At 47.6% G+C, this 23,472-nt stretch carries 20 protein-coding genes; 11 read left to right on the top strand and 9 right to left on the bottom strand.

The genetic code is table 11. From position 1 onward, the window contains the following. Window positions 1-196 precede the first annotated feature (196 nt). The 5 genes from A3849_RS04950 to A3849_RS04930 form a co-directional block, all read right to left on the bottom strand. Window positions 197-1,735 carry a lipopolysaccharide biosynthesis protein gene (locus tag A3849_RS04950; protein ID WP_074110416.1) on the bottom strand — a complete coding sequence of 513 codons (1,539 nt, stop codon included), beginning with the start codon at window positions 1,733-1,735 and terminating at the stop codon, window positions 197-199. Continuing rightward, a complete protein-coding gene (locus A3849_RS04945) occupies window positions 1,725-2,858 on the bottom strand; it encodes a polysaccharide pyruvyl transferase family protein (RefSeq protein WP_074110415.1) in 1,134 nt (377 codons plus the stop codon). Before A3849_RS04945 ends, A3849_RS04950 begins: the two co-directional genes overlap by 11 nt. After that, complete coding sequence (locus A3849_RS04940) at window positions 2,855-3,910, bottom strand: glycosyltransferase family 2 protein (protein ID WP_074110414.1); 1,056 nt, start codon at window positions 3,908-3,910, stop codon at window positions 2,855-2,857. Before A3849_RS04940 ends, A3849_RS04945 begins: the two co-directional genes overlap by 4 nt. A 30-nt stretch (window positions 3,911-3,940) precedes the next feature. After that, entirely contained in the window at window positions 3,941-4,846 is a 906-nt protein-coding gene (locus A3849_RS04935) for a glycosyltransferase family A protein (RefSeq protein ID WP_074110413.1), read from the bottom strand. 323 nt (window positions 4,847-5,169) lie between these two features. Next, window positions 5,170-6,045, bottom strand: coding sequence for an aldose 1-epimerase family protein (locus A3849_RS04930; RefSeq protein WP_074110412.1), 876 nt, complete (start codon window positions 6,043-6,045; stop codon window positions 5,170-5,172). A 217-nt stretch (window positions 6,046-6,262) separates the two neighbouring features. Here A3849_RS04930 and A3849_RS04925 point away from each other — a divergent pair, with 217 nt between their 5' ends. The 4 genes from A3849_RS04925 to A3849_RS04910 all read left to right on the top strand — a co-directional run bounded on the left by A3849_RS04925 (window position 6,263) and on the right by A3849_RS04910 (window position 10,007). Next, the gene (locus A3849_RS04925) at window positions 6,263-7,489 is read left to right on the top strand and encodes a Zn-dependent hydrolase (RefSeq protein ID WP_074110411.1); all 1,227 of its coding nucleotides are present in this window, start codon (window positions 6,263-6,265) and stop codon (window positions 7,487-7,489) included. 316 nt (window positions 7,490-7,805) lie between these two features. Further along, window positions 7,806-8,939: an alanine dehydrogenase gene (ald, locus tag A3849_RS04920; RefSeq protein ID WP_074110410.1), complete on the top strand. Its 1,134-nt coding sequence runs from the start codon at window positions 7,806-7,808 to the stop codon at window positions 8,937-8,939. 391 nt (window positions 8,940-9,330) lie between these two features. After that, complete coding sequence (locus A3849_RS33930) at window positions 9,331-9,735, top strand: sigma-70 RNA polymerase sigma factor region 4 domain-containing protein (protein ID WP_372237745.1); 405 nt, start codon at window positions 9,331-9,333, stop codon at window positions 9,733-9,735. After that, on the top strand, window positions 9,675-10,007 hold the full coding sequence (locus A3849_RS04910; protein WP_256700653.1) for a helix-turn-helix domain-containing protein: 333 nt from the start codon (window positions 9,675-9,677) through the stop codon (window positions 10,005-10,007). The genes A3849_RS33930 and A3849_RS04910 overlap by 61 nt, the downstream gene beginning before the upstream one ends. Window positions 10,008-10,073: 66 nt before the next feature. Here the strand turns inward: A3849_RS04910 and A3849_RS04905 are convergent, their stop codons facing one another. Next, window positions 10,074-10,817 (bottom strand): hypothetical protein, encoded by a 744-nt coding sequence (locus A3849_RS04905; RefSeq protein WP_074110407.1) that lies wholly within the window; start codon window positions 10,815-10,817, stop codon window positions 10,074-10,076. A 195-nt stretch (window positions 10,818-11,012) separates the two neighbouring features. Here A3849_RS04905 and A3849_RS04900 point away from each other — a divergent pair, with 195 nt between their 5' ends. The 7 genes from A3849_RS04900 (at window position 11,013) to A3849_RS04870 (ending at window position 19,477) form a co-directional block, all read left to right on the top strand. Then, complete coding sequence (locus tag A3849_RS04900; protein WP_074110406.1) at window positions 11,013-11,732, top strand: lysozyme family protein; 720 nt, start codon at window positions 11,013-11,015, stop codon at window positions 11,730-11,732. 313 nt (window positions 11,733-12,045) lie between these two features. Continuing rightward, the gene (locus A3849_RS04895) at window positions 12,046-12,723 is read left to right on the top strand and encodes a response regulator transcription factor (protein ID WP_074110405.1); all 678 of its coding nucleotides are present in this window, start codon (window positions 12,046-12,048) and stop codon (window positions 12,721-12,723) included. A gap of 9 nt (window positions 12,724-12,732) precedes the next feature. Next, window positions 12,733-13,998, top strand: coding sequence for a HAMP domain-containing sensor histidine kinase (locus A3849_RS04890; RefSeq protein WP_083613369.1), 1,266 nt, complete (start codon window positions 12,733-12,735; stop codon window positions 13,996-13,998). A gap of 137 nt (window positions 13,999-14,135) precedes the next feature. Beyond that, on the top strand, window positions 14,136-14,894 hold the full coding sequence (locus A3849_RS04885; RefSeq protein ID WP_074110404.1) for an ABC transporter ATP-binding protein: 759 nt from the start codon (window positions 14,136-14,138) through the stop codon (window positions 14,892-14,894). Window positions 14,895-14,896: 2 nt separating this feature from the next. Then, window positions 14,897-17,254: an ABC transporter permease gene (locus A3849_RS04880; RefSeq protein WP_074110403.1), complete on the top strand. Its 2,358-nt coding sequence runs from the start codon at window positions 14,897-14,899 to the stop codon at window positions 17,252-17,254. 173 nt (window positions 17,255-17,427) lie between these two features. Continuing rightward, a complete protein-coding gene (locus A3849_RS04875; RefSeq protein WP_083613368.1) occupies window positions 17,428-18,681 on the top strand; it encodes a PucR family transcriptional regulator in 1,254 nt (417 codons plus the stop codon). Window positions 18,682-18,754: 73 nt separating this feature from the next. Continuing rightward, a complete protein-coding gene (locus A3849_RS04870) occupies window positions 18,755-19,477 on the top strand; it encodes a protein-glutamine gamma-glutamyltransferase (RefSeq protein WP_074110402.1) in 723 nt (240 codons plus the stop codon). Between the two features lie 107 nt (window positions 19,478-19,584). Here A3849_RS04870 and A3849_RS04865 read toward each other — a convergent pair whose 3' ends face one another. The 3 genes from A3849_RS04865 to A3849_RS04855 form a co-directional block, all read right to left on the bottom strand. Next, window positions 19,585-19,875: an alpha/beta-type small acid-soluble spore protein gene (locus A3849_RS04865; RefSeq protein ID WP_074110401.1), complete on the bottom strand. Its 291-nt coding sequence runs from the start codon at window positions 19,873-19,875 to the stop codon at window positions 19,585-19,587. Between the two features lie 63 nt (window positions 19,876-19,938). Then, window positions 19,939-21,552 (bottom strand): response regulator, encoded by a 1,614-nt coding sequence (locus A3849_RS04860; protein ID WP_083613367.1) that lies wholly within the window; start codon window positions 21,550-21,552, stop codon window positions 19,939-19,941. Beyond that, window positions 21,527-23,383: a cache domain-containing sensor histidine kinase gene (locus A3849_RS04855; RefSeq protein WP_178382606.1), complete on the bottom strand. Its 1,857-nt coding sequence runs from the start codon at window positions 23,381-23,383 to the stop codon at window positions 21,527-21,529. The genes A3849_RS04860 and A3849_RS04855 overlap by 26 nt, the downstream gene beginning before the upstream one ends. Window positions 23,384-23,472 lie beyond the last annotated feature (89 nt).

Genomic DNA, 23,472 nt, shown 5'->3' with positions numbered 1-23,472 from the left:
TAGCGCAAGATCGGGACGATGCCGGTTCAATGCCGGGATAGCGAGTGAGCTCTGTAGGGGAAATGCAGCCCCAGTGCCGCTCTTACGCCGCCTGAATGCCACGCAATGCAGCCCCGGTGCCGCTCTTACGCCGCCTGAATGCCACGCAATGCAGCCCGCGCAGCATTTCCGCCAGCATAGCCGAAGCGTTGCTGCCTTACGTCTGGCTGGCTGTAACCTTGCTGCGCTTCAGCTTGATCTTGGTTATGAAGCGTCTGGCATAGCCCCAGGCGTAGAGGAACACCTCGCGTTCCATTAGGGAACCGGCGATGTAGTAGATGGGCAGGATGACCAGACCGAGTACTACACCCCATAGGATTACGCTGGTATAGGAGGTCATGCTAAGGTCGAGCTTGGTAGTGATGAAGACAATAGCCACGAACACGCCGACATTGATCAGCCATCTGCGGAAGGTGACCCAAGGGCTGCGCTCCAGAAGCACCCGGTTAGCGTACACTACGATATCGATTGAGCGGTACAGCAGTGCGGCGATGGTTCCCATCAGCACACCGTAGATCCCGAAGAACAGGACGCAGATGATCGAAGCGCCCAGGTTGATGGCCGACTCCATAATCGAACGGAACTGGGTGTTGCGGAAATGCCCGGCGATCGTGATCAGATTGTTGGATGAAGTGCGGGCATTGGTCAACAGCTTGATCACCACGAACAGGACCGGCAGCCAGAAGTTGATATAGTTCACATCGTTGACTCCAGACGTATACAGCCGCATGAACGGCAGAATGAGAATGTATACGACGGTCAGGATCGAGAAGATCAGGCCCATGAAATAGACCTCATACGCATCATAGAATTTGACAAAAGCCTCTTTGCCCTCATGATAGCTCTGTCCCAGCGCCGACTTCACACTTCCGTTGACGGTCTGGACGATGTTGTCGACAATCGTGAAGATCATATTGTACATGACGTAGATGCTGACCACCTTCAGGTTGGTAAAGATCGTCAGGATCAGCACATCGGTGTTGCGGAAGATCATATAGGAAATCTCATGCACCATCACTGAATTTTTCTGCCCGATGGCTTCAAAGTCCGGCTTCTGTCCAGGATCAATCCACTTGTAATAACGCTTGGAATAGATATAGAAGGCAATCATCTGCAGAACGGTCAGCGCGAAGAATGACGCCTGTACGGCGATAATGTCCACGCCCTGCAGCAGCAGGATGATCCGCACCACATTGTTCAGAATGTTCGCAATCGTGACGATGGAGGTTTCAATATAGCTTTTGCCCTCGGCGATCAGCAGAACTCTGAATTTCCCCTGGTAGTAATAATTGATTGCTCCGCCCAGTCCCGAGAACAGGATAATCGCCATAATACTCAGCTTGCTGATCTCCGAATGGATCACCAGGGGATAGACGACCGCCAGCAGCACGACCGAGATGAAATAATAAATCCCGGTTTTTTTGTAGTAGCTGGAGGTGGCGGCGAGAATGGAATTGATATGGTTGTAGTCATTTTTGGCAACGGGCTTATATAACGCCTGCAGCGAAGCTGCGCCGACACCGGCTTCGAGCAGGGCGAAATAGCTGATGATCTGCACGATGGAGGCGATTAGCCCGTTGGCTTCAGAGCCGTAATTGACCATGATCAGCCGGGGGATGAAGAAGCCGAGAATAATGGTGATGACCTGGCTCGTGAGCCCGAAGCCGAGGTTCAGCATGCTGCGTTTAGCTTTCATAACTTCTTCTCCCTTCCACAAGCGGTGCCGGTGAGAGGTAAGCGTCGAGCTGCTCGAAATGCTTCTCCGCCTGGTTCGCCTGGAGCGTCACATCCAGACTGTTCACAGCCATGCTCTCGAATACCTGCTGCGGAGTCACCTCGGCCAGATGCGCGAAATCCGTGTACAGCCCGCCGAAATGAGCGTCATTCATGACATTGATCATTTTGCCGCTGTACGCTATTGGATACACCGGTTTGCCGAATACCCAGCCGAGAATCATCGCGTGGAAGCGGGAAGCGACAATAAAGCTGGCACCCGCCAGCGCCGCGAGAATCTCATCCATATCCGTTTTGTAAAAGTGAACCTGTGTCTCACGCTGCAGCTCCGCCGGAATGAGGCCCAAAATCTGTCCGATCGCTTCCTGGTCACCTTCATGCTGGCAGAACGACAGAAAATGCACGGCATAGCCCTGCTGAATGAAATGGATTGCAACATCTTTCATTTTTTCATAATAGAGGTTGTCAAAACCGCTCAGGGCTTTGGAGGAAGGCTTAATCACCGAAATGGCGATATACCGCCCTTCCGGGGCTTTTCCTGCAGCCTGATCATACTGGAGCTGAAAAATAATATCCGGTGCCATTCTGACATTACCCAAATCCTTGAATAAATCATAGGAGTACTGCTCTCTGAACGAGACGTCGGCATATTCCTGGAAGATCCGCCGGTGCTCAGCATAATAGGCATTATCGGTAAAGGGGCCAAAGTTGGCACCCATCAGATAATACGGTTTGCTTTTATTGCGGAGGCTCTCGTTATTCGCCACATATTCAGACCAGTGTTCGCCCTGCATGAAAATAGACCCGCCGATATGGACCGTGCCGTCCCCCTGATCCACCAGCATCTTCTGCATGAAGTTGGGATGCAGCTTCAGCTTGCGGAAGAAGTAGTTGATTCCCCGGAACAGGACAGAGTCCGATGCATAGACCTTGAGATTGTTCAGATCCTTGAACACCACTTTGTACAGCCGCGGGGCAATAAGCATGAACTGGGTGCCGGGATAGCGTTCGCACAACACCTTGATAAACAGGTCATCGCCGAGATTGAATTCCGTGTATGCGTAGATCATCATTTTCTTCTTCATATCTTAATTTCCTTTCTGCTAATCACGGCTTTGAGCTTCTGTTTGAACTGCAGCCAGCTGTGGTCCAGATGAACCAACCGCCCGTACAGGGACGGGGAAATTAAGAAGGCCTTGATTTGAAAAGCCAGCTTACGGTCATCCCCCTGATAATTGCGCATGATCGCAAGCATCTCCTGATTCACGCCGGGGTAGGCGAGGTCAATATCCTGAAGCAGCTTGCGGGTGCTGATGCCGCTTGTGCCGTTCAGGCAGGTCTTGAGATTGTAAAAGTAATTCTCGGTCATCTCGCGGTTCAGCAAGAGGCCGGATATCGTGTGAACCTCACTGAAGGGATGATCGCTGAAATATTCATCCACCCGTTTGAAGGCGGCGACCACATCGAATTTGTTCACATTATACGTCCCCGTGATCGAAGACGTCCGCTGCAGATAATAGGACAGCACATCGGGGATCGAGATCACCCGTGTGGCCCTGGACAACGCTTTATAGATGAACTCCTGATCCTCTCCGTTCACACAGCGCTCGGTATACGAGATGCCGTTCTCCAGCAGAAAGCTGCGTTTGAAGGCGATGCTGCCGGTCCAGATTCTCAAGGATTTATGCACAAAAATATTCTTCAGCGCTTCGCTTCCCGTAGTATCTTCAGCGTCTGAAGTGAAGCTCACGATCGTTGATCTGTCCTCGCGGACCAGGGTATAGCCCCAGCAGAGAATATCCGTCTTCCCGTCCGCCGTGCAGGATTCTACACGCTGTACCAGACTCCTGTCCGCATAATCGTCGCCGTCCAGGAACAGCACATAGTCTCCGCTTGCTGCGGCCAGCCCAGTATTTCTGGCGGCACTGACCCCGCCATTAGGCGTGCGGATCAGCTTGGCCTGCAGAATGGGATGGCTTGCGAGCATCTCCTGGGCAACCTGGGCCGTACGGTCCTTGGAGCCGTCATCCACCAAAATCAGTTCGAACCGCTTCTCACTCTGATCCAGGAGTGAATTCAACAAGGGCTCAACATAATGTTCTAAATTGTACATGGGAACTACAATGCTTAGGCTCATGCGGCCACTCCCTTCCTGAAGCAGTGATTGTTACCTCGCGGTTTGTCTGGAGAAGATTTCCTTCAGCCCTTTTTTGTAGCCGTTAATGGCGGCGACATTCTTCTTGGGCTGCTCCCGGAGAATGAGGTAGAGCGTGGTCCAGACGAGAGCAAGATATCCGACAGGACCTGATTTCTTATCCTTCAGCAGATATACATGGTTAAGCACCCGGGTATACGCCACATCTTCGAGGTTATCTCTGGAGGCTGGTGACTCATGATGCAGGAGCTTCAGTTCGGGATTGATATATAGGGGGCCGGATTTGCGGGCGATGCGTGACATGAGAATGTCCTCGCCGACGCTGTAGCTTTTGAGCCAGGGCACAGGTCCCAGATCCTTGATGGCCTCCTTCTTGAACGACATGTTGCAGCCGTGCTGGAATTCGGTCTTGAAGATCTTCCTCGCCTTATGCCAATTGTACATGGAGCCTGCCTGGCCGCTTAGGGAGAGCTTGCCGCTCGATAAAGATTGCTGAAAAGACAGCAGGCAACGGATCGTGCCAAGGAAGCTGTTGTGCATCCCGATGGCAATGCCGCCAACCCCTGCGCAGTTGGGATAGTCGAGGTAGGTTTGGTTCAGCGTGGACAAGTAATGAGCGGGGATTTCGACGTCATCATCAAGGAACAGGATTTTATCCATCGTGGACAGCTCCACTGCCTTGATCCGGGACAGCCATAACCCCCGGTCCGTCTTGCTGTGATAGATAAAGGGATAACCGCACGCGGTAAGTAACGTTTCGAATTCGCCCAGGACTTCTTCAGGTATGGCGCCGTCATCTATAACGATAACCTCTATGGGGCAGGTCCGGCCTATGTCCTGATTAGTTATAGAATGAATGCACCGTGTCAGGTCCTGTACCCGATTCCTCGTGCAGATAACCACTGACAATCCTTGCATATACTCCACTCCCTTATCCAATTCTCCCATTCTATGTTTGATAATATAACTTGGGATTATAAGCTAACTTAAGCTTACTATTGGCAGAGAAAGGTTGTATATACTACTTTAGTTTACTTATTGAATACCACGGAGCAGTGAATGAAGGGCAAAAAAATGCCCTAATTTCATGTGGTGGTGCTGAACATTTTTCTCAGAGTAATTAGCGGAAATGGACCAGACACGTTGCATAATGAAGGCGGAGAAACGCTTAGTCAGTAAAATCATATTAACAGAGGAAGGCCGTAGGTCACCTGTCAGGTGCTACGGCCTTTTATTGCTTGTTAATTGATTTCGATCGTTAATGAGCTGGCGAAATTTGCTCTTGGTACCAGGGCGATTACGCCTTCTTTGTCCTGCAGTTCGCCGTCGAACGTATCGCGGTCCGCAAATCCCTGCCAAGGCTCGATGCAGAGAAAGGGTGCATTCAGCTTCTGCCAGATGCCGAGATCCGGGAAGCCTTCGAAGGATACGGCAACGCTTTTTCCGGTAAGCTTGCTCTTCAGCGTGATCTGCCGTGAGGCTACATTCTGGAAGACCAGCGCGTCGTCCTTGAACATCTCATGGGTTAATGGAAGGATGCGCTCGCCCTTCAGCACTGGCTCCGATTTGCCGCTGATCCTCAGGCCCGCACTATTCAGGAACTCCCGCTCCAGCGTCTCGGTCTCGGAGAACTCAAGTACATAGTCGCTGAAGCTTCCGTTCTCATCCAGCGGGCAATTGAAGGCAGGGTGGGTGCCAAGCTGGAAGAAGATATTCTGCTGATCAATGTTCTCTACCCGGTAGTCCAGCTTAAGTGTGTTTTCATTCAGCGTGTATGTAATATACAGGTTGAATTGGAACGGATAGCTGGCGAGGGTATGCTCGCTGCTGGTGAGGCGGAATACCGCGCGGGACTCGCTTGCTTCAATGACTGTGAATTCGCTGCGTCTGGCGAAGCCGTGATTGGCAAGCTTGTACGCCTGTCCTTGCACCTTGATCTCTCCGCTGCGGACGGCTCCGATGATAGGGAACAGGACCGGAGAACGGCCTGTCCAATAGGCGGCATCCCCGCTCCATATATATTCAGTGCCTGTGTCCCTTCGGGTGAAGCTGACAAGCTCCGCCCCCAGGGTACTGATCTCAGCCTGTGCTGAGCTGCTGCGCAAAATGGTGTTCAAATGATTACGCCCCTTTCACAATGGTTGGCCAGCCCTGTCTGCTGCTGACTGCTGTTCATATTCTATCAAACTTCTGCCGAACCGATGTAACACATCGTGAACAATTCCAAAAAAAAATTATTACAGTGTGTAAAATGACAATCAGGCGGAATGGTATAACATATATAGAAAGCAAAGATTGTGTAAACTTAAGCGTTCGAAGCGGAGGGATAGGGCCATGCAGCTGAAGCAAATATTCGTTAATGGCGAGAGGTTGAAGAATACGATTGAGGCCTTTGCCGATTATGGGCGTACGGAGAATAATGGAGTGACCCGGCTGTCGCTGTCGGAGCAGGATGTGAAGGTGCGGAATTACTTCGCTGCGTGTTGTGAAGAACTGGGAATGACGGTCAAAGTAGATGATATGGGAACGATGTACGCGACGCTTGAAGGGACGGAAGCAGGCCCGCCTGTAGTGATCGGCTCCCATCTGGATACGGTCAAGAAAGGCGGACGCTTCGATGGCGTGCTTGGGGTCATCGCCGGTCTGGAAGTGGTGCGCACCTTGGTGGACCATGGGATCAAGCCTCGCCTTCCGGTGACAGTAATGAACTTCACCAATGAGGAGGGTGCGCGCTTCGAGCCTTCGATGATGGCTTCCGGCGTGCTCTCCGGCAAGTTCGATAAGGCAGAGATGCTGAAGAAGAAGGACCCGGAAGGGACGACCTTTGCGGAAGCGCTGGAAGCGAGCGGATATGCGGGGGATGCCGCAAACCGGATCAAGGAAGCAACTGCCTATCTGGAGCTGCATATCGAACAAGGACCCGTGCTGGAAAAAGAAAACCTCACCATCGGCCTGGTCGACTGCGTCGTCGGTATGGCCTGCTATGAGATTGAAGTGACGGGCGAATCCGACCATGCCGGGACCACACCGATGGATATGCGCAAGGATGCGCTGTTCGCTGCCACCGACCTGATTACCGAACTGCGCCGTAAGCTGGGGGTGCTCGATTCCGGGTTGGTCTTCACCATGGGCCGGATGAATGTACTGCCTAATATCCATACGGTGATCCCGAACAAGGTGATCTTCACCGTTGAAGCCAGACACAAAGACATGGACATTGTCCGCACGGTAGAGGATATCATTGACGGCCTGCCTGAAGTGCTGCTGGGTTGTACGGTCTCGAAGACCAAGCTGTGGGGCCGCGATACTGTGTGGTTCGACCCTGAAATCTGCGCTTTGGTGGAGCAGGCGGCATCGACCCTAGGCTACTCCAGCAAAAAAATAGCCAGTGGCGCAGGACATGATGCCCAATTCGTGGCCGGTTTCCTTCCGTCAGCCATGATCTTTGTGCCGAGCGTAAACGGAAAAAGTCACTGTGAGGAAGAACTCACCTCCTATGAGGAGTGCGAGCAAGGTGTAAATGTCGTACTGGAAACGGTGCTTTCTGTATTGGCTAAGTAATAAATGTGATGAAAATTGACACGTATATGCAGATTTAATGAAAGCTTTATGTAAAAAGCGGCACTTGACTTCTTACCGCTATATATCGTTCAGTACAAAAAGACACCGGCGACGGTGTCTTTTTGTGTCTGTTTGATGATGGTTTTGTCAGATACACCAACGGTTGCGGTGTTCGGGTATAGGGTTTTTACCCCCTGCATTGTGTTAAAACACAATCATGGCAGATAAAGTTTTTCTTTTTACCCAAATTGCAAAATGAATTACTATGTTATCATTCTTTACATAAGAGGAACACAACAGACGGGAGCGATGAACAATGATTATTGGAGTACCTAAGGAAATTAAAAATAACGAAAATCGTGTCGCCATTACCCCTGCAGGAGTCGTAAGTCTGGTAGCTGATGGGCATCAAGTGCTGGTGGAAGCCGGAGCCGGATTAGGCAGCGGATTCCCGAATGAAGAGTATGCTGCAGCCGGTGCTGAACTGATCGCTGAAGCTTCGGCGGTATGGGCAACCGCGGAAATGGTCATGAAGGTTAAAGAGCCGCTGGAAAGCGAATATGGTTACTTCCGTCCGGGTCTCATCCTCTTCACTTACTTGCACCTGGCTCCAGAGCCTGCTCTGGCTACCGCCCTGAAGGACAAAGGCGTGTTCGCTATCGGATACGAAACGGTTGTCGACGGACGCACACTGCCGCTGCTGACACCGATGAGTGAGGTAGCCGGACGGATGTCCGTGCAGCTCGGCGCACAGTTCCTGCAGAAGAACTACGGCGGACAAGGCATTCTGCTCTCCGGGGTTCCCGGAGTCAGCAGAGGCAAGGTCAGTATTATCGGCGGAGGTGTAGTGGGTACCAACGCAGCCAAGATGGCCATCGGCCTCGGCGCCGAAGTGACGATTGTTGACCTCAGCGCAGACAGACTGCGCCAGCTGGATGATATTTTTGGCGCACAGATTCATACGCTGATCTCTAATCCGTACAACATTGCCAAGGCTGTAGCCGAAGCGGACCTGCTGGTAGGTGCAGTGCTGATCCCGGGTGCGAAAGCGCCGAAGCTGGTTACTGAAGAAATGGTCAAGGCGATGAAGCCCGGCTCTGTCATCGTAGACGTAGCGATTGACCAGGGCGGGATCGTAGAAACGATTGACCGGGTGACGACTCATGATAACCCGGTATTTGAGAAATACGGCGTACTGCATTACTCGGTAGCCAATATGCCGGGCGCTGTAGCCAAAACTTCGACCATGGCTTTAACCAACGTTACGGTTCCTTATGCGCTGCAAATTGCAAATAAAGGTGTGTTCAAGGCGATTGAAGACAATGCCGGCTTGAAGAGCGGCGTCAACGTAGCCAATGGTAAAATCACCTGCCAGGCCGTCGCAGAGGCTCTTGGGGAAGAGTACTACACGGTAGAAAAAGCAGTAGAGCAGGAGTTCACTCTGATCTAAGGCGAGAGAAGTGGCTATAGACAGAATAGACAGAACTGGGGAGTAACAACAATAGGTACAGTCCGGTGAGCAATCGCCGGGCTTTTTTTTGTTCTTTTATTCACGAAGTGAGAACACAAGATCTGTTAATGGTTGTTATTTACATCTTTAAAACACTTTAATTAGAAAAGGGGAATCAGAGGTGATATAAATAGTTCTTTCCGAGGATCAATATAAACGGTTTCAAGAGTACTCATCATCTAATCCACGTATTTTCAAGGATCGAGTCGTACAAGGTTTTTTCCAAAAATCAGAACATCCGCTCTTGTTGTTGCTGGCTCTTGATGGAGATCATCTTGCCCAAATCAAACTTGAAGAGAAGTTTCGTAAACATTTCTTTAGAATTCGTTTTATGAAATTTCTAGTATCTACTATTAAGTTTTATACAATAGATCAGATACGAATATCCAAAAAAAATGACTTTCGCAACCCCCTAATATTTGATCGTCACATCTCTAACGAAGGAGAAGGGGATATAACTCTCGGAGAGATGGTAATGTGCAACAATCAGATACTCCCTTCCGAACCAGCCATCTCAGATTCTGCTCAATTTCAAGCATCCTTTACAAATGCACACCTAGTCGAGGCCTTTTCTAATCTTAGTCAAAAGCAACAATTAATCACAACCCTGTGTTATGCCATGTGCTACAAAGATAATGAAATCGCAAAAATTATTGGGGTATCGCCACAGGCAATTTGCAAAACAAGAAACTCAGCATTACAGAAACTGCGGTTCTCCTTGTCAGAGAGGAGGTGATCGAAAAAACTCATCAAAAAAATGAACGAGGAAAAATGATGGAAGATGAACTATTTGATTTAGTCTTGCGTGCCCAAGAGGGCGACAAAGAAGCCCTATCCAAAATTATTGCTACAGTTTTGCCTGCTATTCGTAACGCTAAACAAAAAATTAAGAAAGATCGCCAAGATGACCTTGAACAAAATATTGTTGAAACCCTAATCAAAAAAATAATGACCTATGACTTAAATCGGACACCAGACTTCTCCACATTTTGCAAAAAACTAGACTAATGCTGCGAATAAAACATTTCAAAAACCCGCCAACGATTAATATAATCGGACGGGTTTTTGAATCCACTACTTCATCTCTAATCTTTTCTCTCTATTTAATAGAATTTCAATTTTTTTTGTTTTTTTCTCATTTGAAGCATACCAGTTCTTAACGGCTTCAAACTCAGGTGATTCTAAATCACCCGCCTCAATGATAAATCGATTATTCTCAATCCACTGGTAATCTACTATAGGCCAAGTCGGTGTATACATGTATTCTTTGGCTAACTGAGTGGATTCAAAGGGGATTATCTTCATTTTCAATAAATCAACAGCAATCAGAATATGACGAACCAGTTCTCCACCTTCATTATATCCGTATCTTAACAACAGCTCGTCATTCTCCGGGGAGATTTTATAATCTTGAAAAATCCCATCAGCCAAAGCAATACTGGTGATCTTTGAATCGCTTTTCTTCACCAATATAGTTGAACATTGCTTATTTCCACAATTATATTTTAGCAAGATGAAATGTTCCTGGGTGGGGAGATGAAGCACTTCAAGTTGGGTTCGTTCGATTTCCGCCTTGATATCTTCCTGCTCTTTTAAGTAGTTGTTATATACAGGAATATCCTTAATCGCTAAATCTAAACTTTTTCCATTCGCGTCTTTGACGGTGAGTACGTCAGGTATACTCTCTGATGAATCCGTTTCAATTAAGTGGGACATTGTAGTTTTCACCTGAGCATCTTCGCGGGTTTTTGTAGTGAAAAAAATAGCGGTTGCGACTAGCAAAAGAATAAATACAGTTAACCATACGTTTTTTCTCATTTTATTGATCTCCTCAATTTTAATTAACTCCACCTTTGCAGCTCAAAAAACTGTAAATCCTAGGAAGAATAGTGCTACGCTGACTTTCAAGGAGTCGAAATCAGTTCTTTCTTTCGAAAGAGAAAACGATTTGGTTGTTTTTTCTCCGTTTGCCTCCACTTTAATAGTATTCCCAAACCAAAAGGAGAGGTAAACATGGCAATTACAAGTACCGTAAGAGACAGACTGCTCAAGAACACAGGTTTTTTTGAAGGTGACAAAGATTACTCGACTGTCACCGGCAATTTCGATGGTCAAGGTATTTCATTCGGTATTATTCAGTTCAATTTCGGACAAGGAACCCTGGCCCCTCTTTTGAAAGAGTATATTGAAAACCATGCAACTGAGTTTAGTGGCGTTTTTGGTACTACCAAAGCTGCAACACTTAAAGGTATTATCCTGAATAAAACGAAAGCCGAACAAATTGAGTGGGGGGCTAGCATCTCGACCAGTGGTGGCCAAGTAGTTTCCGAATGGAAAACTTTGTTTGAGAACATGGGAGCTAAAAGTGCGAACCAAGCCATTCAAAAGACACATGCACAATCCTATGTTGACAGAGCATTATCTTACGCAACTAAATTTGGTATTATCAGCACTCAAGGTCTTGCTTTTTTGTTTGACCATGCTGTACAATCCTGGAGCTTCCAAAATGAAAGCAGTATCGTTTCTGAAATTGCCGCGAATGAAAAGCTTTGGGCACAAACCGGAGAAACAGGGCGCTATCCGGATAAAGACCGTTTGTATTCCGTTCTGAAAGGTGTAAGTGGTTCTGATTCAATTGCACGCCGTACCGCAATCAGAAACGGCTCAGGCATCGTACATGAAAAGACTTACAATATCGCTAATTTCAACTTGTCTTACACAACGAATTTCTAAAAGTAACCCGAAATAAAAATGTCAAAGGCGCTCTAATTTTCTGTTCTTACAGAGAATTAGAGCTTTTTTCAGATAATCAATGGAGACAGTTACAGGCCAAATACATGCTTCCGAGAACATCGCAGCTGTGTTGGCGTCATCTCCCTTTCAAGATTTATGTCTATCTTAAACGAAGGGTTTCTTCAAAAAGTTACTAAAAAGTAAATAACATGAAAAAGGGGACCACCTCCCCAAAGCCTTTTTGATTTTTACACTATTTTCAATATGATATAATAGCTTCTGTTATTCGAGTTTATTTGCGGGAGGAAAAAGGATGTTAAAGTATGACTGTTTAATCGTTGATGATGAAGAAGCGCTATCAAAAAGCACCTGCAAATACTTTAATATGCTTGGTGTGAAAACCTTCTGGGTAGCTGATGAACAGGCATGCTTTGAGTTTTTTACGCAAAATAAAGCTGATTTGATCCTGCTGGATATTAATTTAGGGCAACAATCATCCGGATTTGAAATATGTAAAAAACTGAGAAGTACTACCAATATCCCGATATTGTTTATAAGTGCACGAACAAGTGATGACGATGTGCTGCTTGCACTGAATATCGGTGGTGACGACTATATCCAAAAACCGTATGCACTCAGTATTATTTTGGCTAAGGTAAAAACAGTATTAAAAAGGTACAGGGGCGATGTTGATGTTTTAAGCTTTGGGAGTTTTACAATGGATCTGATCACGGAAAAGCTTGTGAATGATGGTTGTGAAATTAAATTAAAGGCCATGGAATATAAGCTGCTAGCCTATTTAATCCAAAACAAAAATCGCCCGCTTGCCAAAGAAGAATTGTTCTCAAACGTTTGGAACGATGCGATTACGAGTGACGGAACTTTAAATGTCCACATTCGCAAACTGCGTGAGAAAATTGAAGAAAACCCTAATGAGCCGCGTTACATCAAGACGATATGGGGGACCGGCTATGTATTTGAAGCCGACTAGGGGTGGAAGATGAGCATCAAAAAGGTAACGTTTTTGGCTGTAGCCATTCTATTCATTGGCATTAGTGTCATTCTTTTTATTTTTCGCAGCTTAAATGAAGCGGGAATCGATGTTGTTGCTGTGAATGATATTACACAATCGCTTGCTGAACATTGGGGCAGTCAGGAGCAGTCAGAATTACCAAGCCGGCAATACGGACTGGAATATACTGTACTGGATAGCCGCGGCGATCTGGTTGGGGCCACAAGGCGTGGATTAAGTGAGAATATTGACTCTGCAATCCATAACCGGGATACGATTGTGGATATTACGCGAAATGGCACGGTTTTGGGGAAAGTAATTATTTTTAATAATACAAGCGAGCTATGGGAGAAATACAGGAACGACCTGCTTGTTTTTTTTGGAGTGATGATCATTTTTATCACTTTATTTTGTTTGATCTATGCAGTATATATCGACAGATCGATTTTTCGTCCGTTTCGTAAATTGCAGGCCTTTGCGCGTCATGTGGCAGAGGGCAAGCTGGACATGCCGCTCGAAATGGAAAAGGGCAATGGGTTCGGTGCATTCGCAGAAAGCTTTGACCTGATGAGAGAGGAACTTGCGAAAGCGCGTGAGAATGAAAGAATGGCGAATCAGAGCAAAAAGGAGCTGGTAGCGTCACTTAGCCATGATATAAAAACACCAGTCGCCTCGATTAAGGCTGTCTCCGAGGTTATGATTCTGAATTCGGTTATTGAGGATGACATCAATCAGCTGGAAGTGATTAATTCAAAAGCTGACCAGATCAATACACTGATCACGAATTTGTTCAATGCTACATTAGAAGAGTTGCAGGAGCTGAATGTTACAGTAACGGAGGAGTCGAGTACAGTACTGGGGGATTTGATCCAAAATGTTGACTACTATAACAGAGCTGTTGTATCGTCTATCCCTGAATGCATTGTGCTTATAGATCTGCTTCGGCTTCTGCAGGTCGTTGACAATGTGATAAGCAACTCCTATAAATACGCGGGTACATCCATCGGTGTATCGGCAAGCATCAAAGGACAATATCTGGAGATCGAGTTCAAAGACTATGGCCAGGGGGTCTCCCCGGAGGAAATCCCACTTTTATTCAATAAATTCTATCGCGCCAAAAATTCGGTGGGCAAAAGCGGAACAGGGCTTGGTTTGTATATTTCCCAATACCTGATGAACAAAATGTCCGGAGATATCAATTGCAGGAATATGGATGGCGGTTTTGTGGTGATCTTAAGATTACATATCGCGTAAAAAGATTTTAGAATTGGTTAAGAACTGTCTAAAGACCCGTTAAGAATTTATACGCTAAGATAAGACTGTAAATAAAACTTTAACTGCTCCACATGCAGTAAGTTTTAACAGTCTTATTTTTATTAGGGGGCCCAATAATGAGTCAAGTAATTATAACGACCGACAAGCTTAGCAAATCGTTCTCCAGCGGAGGCACGCAGCAGCATGTTCTTAAAAATCTTGATTTGGAGATATTATCCGGGGATTTCACTGTCATCATGGGTTCATCCGGTGCGGGGAAATCCACGCTTATGTATGCCTTATCAGGTATGGATAAGCCGACGCTCGGCTCCATCACATACTTTGATCAGGAAATCGCAAAGCTGTCCAATGATAAGCTGGCGGTGTTTCGCAGATTAAATTGCGGATTTGTGTTTCAGCAAATGTTCCTGCTCGATAATATGAGTATACTCGACAATATTCTTGCCGCAGGACTGCTTGTCAGTAATGACAGAAAGGCCATTACAGCAAGGGCAAAAGAACTGCTTGCACAGGTTGGATTAACAGAAATGATTTGGAGTAAATTCCCTACCCAATTGTCCGGCGGAGAAGCGCAGCGTGCTGCGATTGTGCGTGCATTAATCAACCAGCCAAAAGTTGTTTTTGCCGATGAACCCACAGGCGCCCTTAACTCCGCGTCTGGTAAGGCAGTACTTGATGTGCTGACCGATCTTAACAGCAGGGGGCAAAGCATTATCATGGTTACCCATGATTTGAAATCCGCAAGAAGAGGAAACCGGATTTTATATATGCGTGACGGTGTTATTCATGGCATTTGCAACTTAGGCAAATACGTAAGCGGCGACAGGGAGCGGCACGGTAAGCTCCAGGCCTTCCTCACTGAAATGGGGTGGTAACGTTGCGAAAATTAGCTATGCTCAGCTTTGCGAATATACGAAAAACCAAAGGACACACGGTTTCACTATTGCTAATGTTCCTCATTGCCGGATTGCTGTTAAATGCGGGCTCACTCGTGTTTGTGAATTTTGGCAGTTTTTTTGAAAAAGTCACCAAAGAGCTTAAGTCAAATGATGTGTACTATATCATGCCAAGTCATTTATATAACGGAGAGGTAGATAAGTACATTAGAAATAATAAAAATGTATCAAACATGCACAAAGAGGATGTGTTATGGGCTTCGGCATCTATCCCCTATAGTGATGATACACGCGAGATGAGTTTTATTCTAAATGATGCAGATAAAGAACGTGATTTCTCTAAATGGAAATTTGTTGGCGAGCATTTACCGCCTGATTCCATGTCGATTTATGTGCCGTATGTATTGAATATTGACGGTGGATACAAGCTGAATGACAAGGTTGAAATGAAATTTGATGATGCAGCCCTTACATTTACAATAAAAGGTTTTACAGAAGATGCCTTCTTCAGTTCTCTTGATACTATAAATTTAGGAACTTATTTGCCCCATGAAACCTATGAAAAAGTTGTACAAAAGCTGGGTGCCAAATATAGTGCAACACTTATTTTTGCTGATCTTGATAGAGTAAATAATGAAGTTGAAACAGGGATAAGAGAATTAGTACAAACGGATCAAAAGGCTACTCTTGCTATGGTAGAAGATACCAGCACATTGTCCAGCTCGGATATAGAACTGTTGAGAACGTCCCGTACTTTTATGTCAAGTATGGTGTCGGTAATGGCGATGGCTTTCGCTTTTATTATCGCAATCGTATGCCTTATTGTGGTCCGGTTCAGAATTGGGAACAGCATAGAGGAAGATATGAGCAAAATCGGGTCTTTAAGGGCGATCGGGTATACCAGCAGACAAATTATATTGTCAATTGTAATGCAGTACATGCTTATTGCCTTGGTTGGCAGTATAGCAGGCATATCGTTATCCTATTTAACAACACCAGTACTTTCTGATATTTTTGCACATCAATCCGGGCTCAAGTGGGTGCAAGGCTTCGATGGAGCAATCAGCAGTATTATTCTAAGTGCAATTTTATTCGTTGTTATCATTGTTTCTTTCATTTCTTCGGGACGAATTCGTAAGCTTAATCCGATTGTAGCCTTAAGAGGCGGAATCACAACCCATAACTTCAGAAAAAATTATTTGCCGCTTCATAAGTCAATAGGCAGTCTGCCGGTCGTTCTCGGGTTTAAATCCATGCTGCAAAGCAGGAAGCACAGCTTCATGATTGGAGTTATCCTTGCTGCTGTATCTTTTGCCAGTACATTTGGTGCGGTGATGTTTTATAACACCGTCATTGATACAAAGGCATTTGCAAAGACTCCCGGAGTCGAACTTTCAAATGCGGTGGCTATTTTGAATTCGGATGCGGAACAACCAAAGCTTGTGGATAACATTAAAAACATGAAGAATGTAAGAAAAGTCCAGTATATTGATGAGTCTAAAGTTAAAATAGAGAACTATGATGTAACTGCTTATGTAATGGAGGATTTTTCTACAAAAGAAACGAATACCGTTTTTAAGGGCAGATATCCGCTCCACAGCAATGAAGTTGTACTTGCCGGTATCTTAGCGGATAAGGTGGACAAAAAGATCGGTGACCGTGTAATGATAAAAGTCGGCGCTAAGCAGGCCGAATATATGATCACAGGCTTATCTCAAGGTGCGAGTATGGGCGGAATGAATGCGTCTATAAGATGGGACGGCATCCTTAAGGTTAACCCGGACTTTAAACAGCAGAGCCTGCAAATCTATTTGAACAAAAATAGTAAAGCTGATGAATTTGTAAACAAGCTTGAAAGCGACTATGGAGATTCAATCGTAACATCAGTAGATATGGATAAAATTATGGACGATGGCATGGGCATGTATATATCGATTGTCTCGAAGCTTGGTATTGGTATGATGGTTATAACCATAGTTGTTGTGATTCTTGTTCTGTATTTTGTTATTATTTCATCGGTTATTCGTAAGAAACGTGAACTGGGTATACAAAAAGCGATTGGTTTTACAACCTTCCAGCTAATGAATCAGCTCTCGCTTGGGTTTCTGCCGCCTATCATTATAGGCGTATTGTTCGGAAGCGCAGCTGGACTTACCCTAACCAACCCACTCATGTCAGTGGCGATGCGTGCTATGGGGATTATGAAGGCACAATTTATTATCGCGACGTCGTGGATTAGTTTGTTTGGAGTGGCACTTGTCACTGTCTCTTACTGTACTTCGATGCTGATTACTTACCGCATTCGTAAAATATCCGCGTATGCTCTGGTAAGTGAGTAAGCATAAAAAAAGTGGAAATACGATTTATGCCAGAAACGGGTACCGTCTTTTAAAAACGGTACCCGTTTCTGCTTGACCACCAGGCAACCGTCCCCTATAGTCAGCCGCAAAACTGCGGGATATAATGAAATCACTTATAGTACAAGGCTATTCTTCAGGTTGGGGTGGGGACATTGACAGATTCAGAGCCATCATTTGATCGTTTTTTTGACAGTATGGAATCCCTGGCGGATACCCTCAGCGAATCGCTTCAGTCGCAGGTGACGATTGAGGACAGCAATCATCACGTGATTGGATACAGCTCCCACCAGTTCGAGAGCGATCCGGCGCGCATCTCCACTATTATCGGTAAGCGTGTGCCGAATGCGGTCATCATCGGCCTGCGCAAAAAAGGCGTGATGCATCAGCTTGAGAACACCGCGCATCCGATCCGCATTCCGGCAGTCATGGAGGTAGGGCTTGGGCCAAGGCTGGCGATGTGCATCCGGCATCAGCAGGAGATTCTCGGCTATATCTGGGTGGTGGACAGAGGCAATCTGGCCGAAGGGCATGCGGAGCGCATTGTGGAGAAGGCTGCAGGGATTGCCGGGCGTTATCTGCTGAAGCAGCGCGGCTGGAAGACCAGGCAGGAGAAGGCGCATGAGGATTTCTTCTGGAAGCTGCTCACCTCGCATTACGAAACGGAATCCCGTATCCGCCAGGAGGCTGAAGGTTCTTCGATCCTGTTGCCGGAGAGCTATTATATCGGGGTGCTGGAGAGTGACAAGACGATCGACGACCACTTTGTACAGCGTTTCCGCCAACGGATGGAGGCGGGGGCCAATCAGCGCCTGCTGTTTCTGACCGCCGAGCATAACCGGCTGATTATTCTGTTTTCCTTTCTGTTTCCGGTAGAAGGAACAGAACTCTTATCTTCGTTCGTGCAGAACCTGCTGCAGGAGTTGAGCCGCAGCGAAGGCTGCGTTCTGACAGCAGGCTGCAGTCCGGGCTACCGGGAATATACTTCGGTTGCGGCCGCATACCGGGAAGCACTCACCATCCTGGAGATCAAAAAACTGCTGCCCTATCATGCCCGTCACCTGCTGCTGTACGAGGATATCGGCTTTTGGGCGTATATTCCGGCCATTCTGGAGCAGAAGCGCAGCCGGACGCGCAAGAGCTCGCTGCTCTCTCCACTGAAGGCGCATGACCGTGAGCACAAAAGCGATTTTGTCAAAACCATTGCCGTCTATTTGACGCTGAACGGGAATCTTAAGGAATCTGCGTCCTTTCTGCATATCCACACCAACACCCTGATGTACCGGCTGAACCGGATCGCTGAAATTACAGGCCGTAGCCTCAAGGAAACGGATTACCGCACTTCAATCTATCTGGATGTTCTGACAGAGGAGACCGCTCAGGTTAACGCCTGGTTTCAGGAGGGTTAAACTGCCGTGCACCAACCGAAGGCCCGACACGTACAATAACCTATCTATTGTGACAGGAAAGGGGAAATGGATAGTGGCCTTTGGATATGATAATCCAGGTTCGGGATTCGAACAGAAGATGAGGGAACGCATTATTGAAACAGCCATTGCGATGAATGCCGGCGGCACAGACTTTTCCACATTTAAGAATTCCCGCTGCAACCCAAAATATTGGATACGTACGGAGAATGGAGGATTCCAGCTTCGCAGCGATGTCACCCCGTCGGCGGCAATCCAGGATATTTTTAGTAACGGACAGTTGTACGCTTTCGAATGTGCCATGGCGATGGTTATGATTCTCTACAAGGCAACCATTGATATGATCGGGGAAACTGCGTTTAATCAACATTTTACGGACCTGTTCCTGTGGGATTGGAACTATGACAGCAATCTGCGGATGATCACTACCTTTGATCCGTCAGAAATGCAGCCGGGGGATGTCGTGTATTTCAAGAACCCGGACCATGACCCGGATAAGCCGGAATGGCAGGGGGAAAATACAGTGCTGCTCGGAAATGACAGCTACTATGGACACGGGCTGGGGATTAAAAGTGCGGAAGGCATCATTACGTCCCTGAACCGCGAAAGAGTCCCGGGCAGCCGGACCTCGGCTTATCTCACGGATGAAGGACTCCACCCGGATTTTGCTTATCTGCAGACCTTGTCCAGCCGGTCGGTGCGGGGTCCGAAGGGCAGCAGCGATGCGCGGCACAGGATTTTCTCCAGAATTGGAGTCAAATCGTACATCACTAAATAGAAAAGGACGGGGCAGATGCCCCGCCCCAAAGGTAATTGCAACAGGCAGGCGGGCAGCGGCACAGGCGGCTATGCATGGGTACACAACCAGCCTAGTCCCGGGAAGGATTACTTGTTCTGCTGCTCCGTATTCGCCAGCTGCTCCTGGGCCAGACGAATCATTTCCCGAACCATGGACCCGCCAATTTTGCCGCCGATCTGACCGGCCGATTCTGTAGTCAGTGCTCCGTTGTTACCGTGCTGCAGAGGGACGCCTAGCTCTTTGGCGACTTCGTACTTCACGTCATCCGGCCGGTCCGGATTCACGGTATAGCCTTCCTGCTTCATCACATTGGCTTTTAAAGTCTGCATTCCTTCTTCCACTCCGGGCACCGCATATCTTCTGTTCCTTCTTGCCATCCTGACTCACTCCCCTCATGTCTTTGCCCTTAAATTGCCCGGAAGGACAACCGTTCATTCTGGCTACTTGTCGGAGCGGTATTTAAGAGGATGTTTTCCGACGATCTTTTTAAATACTGTACTAAAATAATGGGGATTATCGTAGCCGACACGTTCAGCAATTTCCATGACCTTGAGATCTGTGGAATGCAGCAGCTCCTTGGCCTTATCGATTCGGATTCTGGTGATGAAGTCCGTAAGGGTCTCGCCGGTTTCTTTTTTGAAGATCAGGCTGATGTAATTGGGGGTCAGGTAGACCTCCTCAGCAATTCGTGCAATGGACAGCTCATGAGCGTACCCTTCCTGCACAATGGCTCTGATCCGGTTGATGGTTTTGCTGTTTCTGGAGGTGTTTTTCCCTGCCACATAAGTGCTGAGATCATAAAAAAGTGAGAGCATATAGGCTTTTAGCCCGGATATATTCTTCTGCTTGTAAAGTGTGTCCATGATGGTCAGCCGGTCCTGCAGCACCTGTTCGATGTCCTCATCCAGCTCATAAAGGGCTCTTGCAGATGTAAATATCATCTCGGCGCAGATGCTCTGCACATAATCAATTTGCAGCTTGGGAGCGGCCAGCCGGTCGAACAGCTTCTCCAGCAGTTCCATGACTTCTTCGGTATGGCCTGCCTTCAGCTCATTCATCAGCCGCGCATGGAAGTTGTAAAAAAAGGTGCTCTGCAGAGTCTCTGTAGCGGACTGAACATCCTTGATATCCAGAATGGAACCATGGCCGGTATAAAAGGTATGCACCAGCGCGGCCAGCGCATCCTTATAGGAGTCCTCAAGCTCACTTGCGGTGGGGCAAGCCCTGCCGATGCCTATGGATGCATCCAGCCGCAGATATTGCTGAATGCTGCCCATGATTGTTTCACAGAGGCTAGCGATGCCGCCGGGAGAAGCGGACGTACCCGGGCAGAAGAAGATGATGAATTCATTTTCGCTGGCGACAAAAGAGATTCCGCCGGGCGGACTCTCCAGACATTCGTTGATGATGTTCTGGATTGCAAAATACAGCAGCTGCTTATTTTCCTCCGAGAACTTGTCGACTGCGGTCTCATAATCATCCAGCTGGAGTACGCCCGCTGTCAGGACATCCCCCTCTGTAAAGGGAAGCCGGAAAAAGCTGATCTTCTCCCAGAGCTCCCGTTCATCCCGGTATAGCCCAGCCACCCAGTTCTGTAGGAATTTCTCGCGGATCAGCGGCATGTGGTTCTCTACTTGCTTCTTCAACTGCTCGACATTCATCTGATGGTCTTTCTCCTGGCGCAGACGGTTGACGACTTCCTGAAAGAGATCCCGCAGCTCGGGCAATTTGACAGGCTTCAGAATATACCCTTCGGCATTGACCTTCAAGGCAGTTTGGGCATAGGAGAAATCCTGGGCGCCGCTGATGACAATGATTCGGGTCCGGCAATTCCCAGCCTTCAGCTTCTCCGCCACCTCCAGGCCCCCCAGCAGGGGCATCATAATATCCGTGAATAAAATATCAGGCTGAAGCTCCATACATAACTCATAAGCCTCCTGCCCGTCTGAGGCCTCACCGATGATCTCAATGCCGAACTCCTCCTGCCAATTGAATACATGGATCAGACTTCTGCGGATAAACGGCTCATCATCCGCTACGATCATCGTCAACATCTTCCATCACCTCGTTCCATGTAGTCACAACCGGAAACCGGACTATGGCCAAGAGGCCGCTCTGGTCCTCGGTATTGGCATAATACCGGATGCCGTAAGATTCGCCGAAAAACTGCTGGATGCGGGTATGCACATTGCGGATGCCATAGGATTGATTCCCCGGATGCTGATCCGTCAGCAGCTGATTCAGCCGCTCTGGATCTGCACCTGCCCCGTCGTCAAAGACGGACACACAGAGAAGGTCCCCGGACCGCTCTACCCGGATGCGGATTTTGCCTTTTCCCCGCCGTTTCTGGATTCCATGGATAATGGAGTTCTCTACGAGCGGCTGAAGACTGAGCTTGACTACCAGACATTCCTCCAGCACCCGGGGGTCGGTCTCCTCCAGCTCATACTCCAGCTTATCCTGGAAGCGGAACTGCTGAATCTGCAGGTAGCTGTCCACCTGTCGCAGCTCATCGCGCAGCGGGATAATATTCCGCCCTTTGCTCAGGCTGTAGCGGAAGAAGTCGGACAGCGAGGTTACCATATTGCTGATCTCGGGAATGCCATGATTGATGGCAATCCAGTTGATCGAATCCAGTGTGTTATAGAGGAAATGCGGATTGATCTGAGCCTGAAGGGTTTTAAGCTCGGCTTCTTTTTTGCGTAATTCGGTCACATAGAGCTTATCGATCAGCGCCTTGATCTGCTGCAGCAGCTTATTGTAGCGGTTGAACAAATAGGAAAATTCGTCTTTGCGCCGGTAGCGGATAATGATATTGAAGTTGCCGCTCTCGGCATGGGACATGGACTGGATGAATTTGCGGATGGGTGCCGAGATATTCTCTGACAGCAGCAGAGCCATCATGAGTGAAATGAGCATACAGATGCCGATGACAATGTACATGACACGCTGAAAGGAGGCTAATTCCCCATTAAGCTCGCTCACGGGTGAGAAGGAAAGGATCGTCCAGCCGGTTTCCGGGATTTGGGTATAGGAGACCAGCATCTTCTCCCCCTGGATTACCTGACGAAAGGAATGGAGGGTGCCGCTACTGCCTTCTGAGAGCTTCATGTGGCTGTAATAGTTCTGGGTGCTGATGTTCTGTCCAAGGAGTGACGTGTCCGGGCTGACCGCAATCGTTCCGGTCTGATCAGCGATGTAAATCCGGCTGCCTGCCGTAGGCTTGTAGTGTTCCAGCAGATTATCGAATTCCGTCACGGGAATATCAATGGTAAGGAGGCCTACATAGGGCAGTTGGGCATGCCGGATGCCAAACAGACGTTTTGCAAATTTAAGAGTGAACTTGGAATCCAGGGAGCTGAGCCCGACCACCGTGAAGTCGGATTTGGCCGGAATGCCCAGATACCAGGGCTTCAGGGAAATCTGATCGATATTGAACACCCGTCTTGAGAAATTGTACTGCGTATATTCCGGACGATTCAGCATATATAGCATAGGAACGAAGCTGCTTCCGGAGGTTCCGCTGCCGGGAAAGCTCTCCAGGATTCTGCTCAGTGCGGCCAGCTCATTAATAATTCCTGTGCTGTCTGTCGGACGGTTGGCGGAGATCAGGTCGGCGAACTCCGTATTGAGGTATAGAGAAATCATGGATTGATCCGCAGCGGCGAAACGCTGAGCGAGGTTATCCTGAACCAGATTCAGATTGTTTTCGATGGATGTATTGACATTACGGGTGATAATATCCGCCGATTTGTTATATACCGTAACGGAGATAATGGTGGTCGGTAGAAGGACGAGAAAGAGGAAGTAGAGGATAAGTCTGCTGCGGATGCTGAAGTTGTATAAGAAGAGGGTTTTGGACAGAGTATCGAATAATTTCTTCATCTGTACCCCTTTCACGCTGCGGATAATCATCGCTTGCCATTTAACGGGTATTAATGGAAAATATCATTCAATAGATGGTATTCATTGTA

It is taken from the genome of Paenibacillus sp. P46E, assembly GCF_001909095.1.
GTDB classification, from domain to species: domain Bacteria; phylum Bacillota; class Bacilli; order Paenibacillales; family Paenibacillaceae; genus Paenibacillus_AQ; species Paenibacillus_AQ helianthi.
The sequence above is the reverse complement of the archived record's forward strand: the minus strand, read 5'-3'. Positions and strand labels throughout refer to the sequence as shown.